The 4,890-nt window shown below is 41.6% G+C and carries 6 protein-coding genes; 2 read left to right on the forward strand and 4 right to left on the reverse strand.

Annotated elements, in window-relative coordinates:
• Window positions 1-102: 102 nt before the first annotated feature.
• Window positions 103-576, reverse strand: coding sequence for a hypothetical protein (locus JQC92_RS20830; RefSeq protein WP_205001458.1), 474 nt, complete (start codon window positions 574-576; stop codon window positions 103-105).
• A 169-nt stretch (window positions 577-745) separates the two neighbouring features.
• On the opposite strand from JQC92_RS20830, the gene JQC92_RS20835 reads away from it, so the two are divergent.
• Complete coding sequence (locus JQC92_RS20835) at window positions 746-1,381, forward strand: LexA family protein (RefSeq protein ID WP_205001459.1); 636 nt, start codon at window positions 746-748, stop codon at window positions 1,379-1,381.
• A 130-nt stretch (window positions 1,382-1,511) separates the two neighbouring features.
• Here JQC92_RS20835 and fis read toward each other — a convergent pair whose 3' ends face one another.
• The 3 genes from fis to prmA all read right to left on the reverse strand — a co-directional run bounded on the left by fis (window position 1,512) and on the right by prmA (window position 3,888).
• Window positions 1,512-1,817: a DNA-binding transcriptional regulator Fis gene (gene fis / locus JQC92_RS20840; RefSeq protein WP_129945755.1), complete on the reverse strand. Its 306-nt coding sequence runs from the start codon at window positions 1,815-1,817 to the stop codon at window positions 1,512-1,514.
• 23 nt (window positions 1,818-1,840) lie between these two features.
• A complete protein-coding gene (dusB, locus tag JQC92_RS20845; protein ID WP_205001460.1) occupies window positions 1,841-2,803 on the reverse strand; it encodes a tRNA dihydrouridine synthase DusB in 963 nt (320 codons plus the stop codon).
• 203 nt (window positions 2,804-3,006) lie between these two features.
• Window positions 3,007-3,888: a 50S ribosomal protein L11 methyltransferase gene (gene prmA, locus JQC92_RS20850; protein WP_205001461.1), complete on the reverse strand. Its 882-nt coding sequence runs from the start codon at window positions 3,886-3,888 to the stop codon at window positions 3,007-3,009.
• 217 nt (window positions 3,889-4,105) lie between these two features.
• Between prmA and JQC92_RS20855 the strand changes: the two genes are divergently transcribed.
• On the forward strand, window positions 4,106-4,543 hold the full coding sequence (locus JQC92_RS20855) for a nucleoside deaminase (protein ID WP_205001462.1): 438 nt from the start codon (window positions 4,106-4,108) through the stop codon (window positions 4,541-4,543).
• Window positions 4,544-4,890 lie beyond the last annotated feature (347 nt).

Consider the following 4,890-nt stretch of genomic DNA (forward strand, 5'->3'; position numbering starts at 1 on the left):
ATAAGCTACAACTCAATGAATGATATCAACAGCATGACATGATGATTAGATCGGTCAAATGATCGTGAAAAATAGTGAGTTGAGTGCAGGTATTTTGTTCATTTAACTTTCAGAGTGCTGAATTGTTACTTTTTTTACAGTTGAACAAAAATGGTTGGAGTAATAAGAGAGGAATTCAGCTGGTAATTTATCCTTGTAACGATAAAGCGTTTCAGCGATAGCACTTCTGGCAATAAAACCTTCGGGTATATCTTTGAGTAAGTAAAACGCTGCTTTACCTTGGTTGGGATTATCAATAGGGTTGAATTTTAAATAGTTAGAGATCAATAACCAGCGGGTTTTATGACACCAAATAATAAAATTAGATTGGGTAAGTTGCTCAAGTGCTTGTAAAACGCGTTTGTCGGTGAACTTTAAATCCGACTTGATATAACCTAAAGGTAACCGAAAGCAGCCGATTAAATTACAATGCTCAGAGCTTAATAAATACAATGCCATGAGTCTAGCGTGTAAACTCCAATCTTGTATTTCTGGCCTTGACCAAAAGCGACAGGCAATTTTACCGAATTCACGCATAGTTTTTTCCTATTTATCATTTATGACTTTATTACGGCATTACGGCGAACACCGAGGAACAAAGTAGAAATGACAAGAAAAACCATCAATGAGTAGAAACTACTCTTTATTTTATTATTGTCAACCCACTTAATTGTGAAAACAGTACTATTTTTGTATGCTGAGCATTATGAAAACAATTTCTGAAAGATTGGATTACGCCTTAAAACAAGCTGGTTGGAGTCAATCTGAGCTAGCAAGGCGATCTGGAGTCAAGCAGCAGTCAATAAGTAGAGTTTGTACTGGGCGTACGCATAACTCTCGCTTCTTAGTGCGCATATGCCAAGAACTCGGGGTAAACCCAGACTGGTTAAATACGGGTACGGGAGAGGTATATCAAAGTGATCAAGTTGGCTCTATAAAGCTAATCAAAATACCATTGCTATCTTGGTATCAGGCATATCAATGGAAGCATTTAAAAAACACCTTAAATTATAACGATGCAGAAGAATGGCGATTAGTACCAGCCAACATACTTCATGATGGTTTTGCTTTACGTGTAAAGGGTGACAGCATGGAGGGTACAGGCTCTAAAACTGTTCCAGATGGTGCGATAATTTTTATTGACACAATGGCAGAATATCAAAGTGAAGATTTGATTGTGGTTGCACACTGCGATTCTGAAGAGGCCATGTTTAAACAATATGTAAAAGATGGGAATCAATCATTTTTACGATCATATAATTCGCTTTATCCGTTAATCTCCTTTACAGACGATTATACGTTCATTGGTAAAGTTAAGCAGGCACTAGTCGAATTCGGCTAATGTAAGCTAAAAATTGAGAGTAAGCAGGTTCAAAGATAACTGGTGAGTAGCAGGGTGAGTAGCAAAAACAAAAAAACCTGTCATCACAAAGACAACAGGTTTTTTAATTCAATAGCTTATGTAAACGCTATTAATTCATGCCGTATTTTTTTAGCTTCTTGCGTAAGGTACCACGGTTGATACCTAGCATGTTTGCTGCACGCGTTTGGTTACCGCGAGTGTGTTGCATGATGATGTCAAGAAGTGGTGCTTCTACTTCACATAGAACCATTTCATATACTTCTTGAGCGTCCTGACCGTCTAACTGTTGAAAGAAGTTAGCTACAGCGCGCTTTACAGCGTCACGTAATAATTGTGGCTTAATAGTACCGTTAGCTGTTTCGATTTTACCTACGGTAAGAGGATGAACTTCTGTATTAGTTGTCTGATCAAACATTCGTATTCTGCTCTTTAATAAATCTAATCTAAATCTTCAAAATAGCATTCCACCATGGAATACTGCTCTGTCGCACTTTCTAGTCGATTAAACTCGGCTCGAAACTGGCGTTGTTGCTCTTGGTTGAAATACCAACCTATGTGCTTTCTGGCGAACCTTACTCCCTTAAACTCACCATATAAGTCATATAGTTTGGTTAAATGTTCCAACATCACTTGCCGTTTGACTTCCTGGCTGATTGGAGCCAATTTTTCTCCGGTTTCTAAGTAATGCTGAATTTCATTAAAAATCCAAGGGCGTCCTTGCGCACCTCGACCAACCATGAGTGCATCGGCGCCTGTTTTATCCAACACATAACGTGCTTTTTCAGGACTTGTTATATCGCCGTTAGCAACTACAGGGATCGAAATCGACTGTTTAATTGCGCTTATTGTGTCGTATTCGGCATCACCTTTATACATACACTGCCTCGTTCGCCCATGTACGGCGAGTGCGGCTATTCCGCAGGCTTCAGCTATCAGGGCAATTTGAATACCATTACGGTGTTCTGGGTCCCATCCCGTGCGAATTTTTAGCGTGACTGGTACATCAACACTGCTTACTACAGCATCAACAATGCGTTCTACAAGTTCGGGGGCTTGCATGAGCGCACTACCAGCGAGCTTCTTATTCACTTTCTTTGCAGGGCAACCCATATTAATGTCAATGATGTGAGCGCCTTGTTCTACATTGAACTGAGCGGCTCTCGCCATTAACTCTGGATCACTGCCTGCTATCTGCACAGATCGTAAACCTTCTTCGCCAGAATGCGCCATACGATGCCGACTTTTATCTGAATCCCAAACCTCGGGATTAGACGACAGCATCTCAGATACTGCTAAAGCAGCACCGTGACGTAAACATAGGTTTCGAAAAGCCTGATCAGTGACACCAGCCATTGGTGCCACGATCAGCTGATTCTTCAGTTGATAGGGTCCAATTTGCATCGTTTTTGTCACCTTGTGCGTCAAAGGGGCGCTATATTAGCCCTTTTTGACACACATGAAAAGGTTAATAAATGACCTGAGCGAAACTTTTTTTCTTGACTTTTATTTCCTGTGATCTCAGTAACAACAGCATTTACATAGTCTGTTTACAATTTTGAGCTACAGAGGTCAATGACGTTTCGCTGGTTTTGTGAGCAGCTTGACTATTTGCGAATCCCGTTCAAACGACTCCAGTCATCTTTGTGTTGTGGAGCATCCATTTCAAACCATTGACTATAAAAGTCTTTTAGCTCTTCTGCTTGTTCTCTGAGCAAACCGGAAAGTGCCAGTTTTCCGCCAGAATTCAAGTGGCTAGCGATTTGTGGCGCAAGTTCTTTAAGTGGACCAGCAAGAATATTGGCGACCAAGATGTCAGCTTTCAAGTTAGAAGGTGTTTCTTCTGGTAAGTATAAAGAAAGCCGATCATTACACGCATTTCTTTGTGCATTGGCTTTTGAAGCCTCAATGGCTTGGTAATCGATATCAATTCCCGTCACTGTTTTAGCACCCAACTTAAGTGCTGCGACTGCCAAAATGCCAGAACCACATCCGAAATCGATGACATCGCTGTTTGATAGGTCTAGGCCATCTAACCACTCTAAACACAATGCTGTGGTTGGGTGCGTACCTGTTCCAAATGCAAGTCCGGGATCGAGTATGACATTAATCGCTTCAGGATCGGGAATGTCACGCCAACTTGGGCAGATCCACAAGCGGTGGCCAAATTGGATTGGGTGAAAGTTGTCCATCCATTCACGAACCCAGTCTTTATCTTCGACCTGTTCAATTTTGTATTTTAAGTTGTCATCAACATCAGGGTGCATTTTGAGCATATCAACCACAGGGTTGAGATCCATATCGGCTTCAAATAATGCCGTGACAATGGTGTCGTTCCATAGAGGGGTTTCACCAAGCTTTGGTTCAAAAATGGGCTGATCTTTACCGTCTTCCATTGTGATCGAAAGCGCTTCGTGTTCCATCAATAAATCGCCAAGCGCTTCAGCGTGTAGATTGTCTGAATGGAATACCAGTTGTATCCAAGCCATGTTTACGTCCTATACTGACATTTCATAATGGCGCAATTGTATAGTAATACCCATCCACATTCGAATGTGATCTGCTCAGAGCGTTGCCAGCAGCTAAAATAGCTGTGAAGTTGATGAAGGTTTGATTTTTATTCATTGAGGTAAATTTGTAATGGACGCCTTTCACTTTTTCTGAGCGATCAAATGTGAATAACGAGTGAGTAGAGAGGTTGATGATATGAATCTATTTTTTAAAGCTGCGGTGGAAGAAGCGAAGAAAGGGCTATCTGAAGGTGGGATCCCAATCGGTTCGGTTTTAGTTAAAGAGGGTGAAATCATTGGACGAGGTCATAACCGTCGAGTGCAAAAGGGCAGTTGTGTATTGCATGGTGAAATGGATGCGCTTGAGAATGCAGGAAGATTAACGGCACAGGAATATCGACGTTGTGAGCTTTATACGACGTTGTCTCCATGTTCGATGTGCTGTGGCGCCATTTTGTTGTATGAGATCCCTAAAGTGATTATCGGTGAAAGCCAAACTTTCTTGGGGGATGAAGAGCTATTAAAAAGCCGTGGGGTTGAAATCGAATTGCTCGATGATCAAGAGTGCGTTGAAATGATGACACAGTTTATCGACGAAAACCCTAAGCTGTGGAATGAAGACATTGGTGAATAACTGAGTATATCGAGTAGGGTGAGGCATCACTGCCTCATCCCTCTCACAGAACCGTACGTACGGTTCTCGTATACGACTCCTGCTTAATTTTATTCAGTTACTTCGTACTGAACACATATCCCGTTTGTATCTTTTCTAAGTTAAAGAGCCCCAGCTCATCAAACCATTTATTGGGCATCGCCCAACTCGCTAATGGACTTCGTGAGCTTGACCATCTTCTCATCTGAGTTAAAGAATCCACCTTCTTAGAAGGTGGCTTTGCCTTTCGCCCCCTGTAAGGGGGCTGGTGCTTGCCCTCTTAGAAGGCAAGCTGTTGTCCCCGATATTTATGAATTAAAAATCAAACC

This window comes from Parashewanella hymeniacidonis (genome assembly GCF_016900895.1).
GTDB lineage: Bacteria > Pseudomonadota > Gammaproteobacteria > Enterobacterales > Shewanellaceae > Parashewanella > Parashewanella hymeniacidonis.